The following is a 1149-nucleotide window of genomic DNA, read 5'->3' as shown; positions in this document are numbered from 1 at the left end:
TGTAGGCAGTGGTTCTACTCTGATGTCCATCGTAGAGATTACTGAACAACCGGTATTGGTATTGGTGATTTTTACGCCTAACGTTTGAACGTAGATGATTTGGTTTTGGTATTGTAAATTGGTAATGGCATTGGTACCATTTTGTGCATCGGTCAGACTTGGATAGAAGGTAACACTCATTCCAGTTTGTCCTAATAGGATATCGGCTATTTTACTAGCTAAATCAAAGGTCTCAAATCCTATGGCTCCTGTGTAATCACATAAGGAGTATTGTGGGTAGTTCGGCTGTAGGGAGTTTGGAATTGGGTTAACGATTAAGTTTAATTCCACGGTATCGTAACATCCTGTAACGATGGTTTCTACTCTCACATACAGGGTTTGGTTCCAAATGGTTTGGTTGATGTAATTCGTTACATTGCTAATGGCATTGGTGTCTGCGTTTGCATCTGCTTGGGTGGTATGGAAAGTGACTGTGGTTAGTGCTGGATTAATACTGCCTAATATTTGTGGTACCGTAGTGGTTAAGTCAAAACTCTCAAATCCTGTAGCGCCTGTGTAATCACATAGTGCGTAAGGTGATGGCGTGGTGGCTTCTGGGGTTGGATCGACGATTAATTGGAGTTGGACATAATTAGCACATCCGGTTAGGGTATAAAATACTCTTACGTATAGGGTTTGTGTGCCTGGATTGATATTGGAATAAGGACTAATTAACGATGGAGTTGTGCCTAACAATGCATCGGTCTGGGTTTCATAATAGCCTATGGAAACACCCACTAGTGGCCAAACTCCGCCTGCTATTTCTGTGGTGGCATCTTCTAAATTAAATACCCCAAATCCATCATTGTTGGGATCGCAATAACGTAAAGGTTGTGGTGTTATGGCTATTGGACCTTGGGTAACGCGCAATAATTGGGTTGTGGTAGCATAACAGCCAGTAGTATTATTCTCTACGCGTAGGTAAATGGTTTCATTGTCTGTGCCTGTATAGGACAGTGGAGTTGGTATTGGACTAGTTTCGTTTTGTGCATCAAGCAAAGTGTTGTAGTAGGTAACGGTTAATCCCGTTACTCCTCCTGTAACTACTGCTTCATTTAGGGTTAAATCGAATAACGCTTGGGTGCTAGCACCATTACTACACTGGAATAT

Annotated in this window: 1 pseudogene; it reads right to left on the bottom strand. The window is 41.9% G+C overall.

The window, feature by feature from the left end:
• Positions 1-1149, bottom strand: a pseudogene (locus ACSVH2_RS14080) (hypothetical protein); the annotation flags it as partial.

This window comes from Flavobacterium sp. RSB2_4_14 (genome assembly GCF_051547085.1).
Classification (GTDB): Bacteria; Bacteroidota; Bacteroidia; order Flavobacteriales; family Flavobacteriaceae; genus Flavobacterium.
This window is presented reverse-complemented; position numbering and strand designations above follow the sequence as displayed.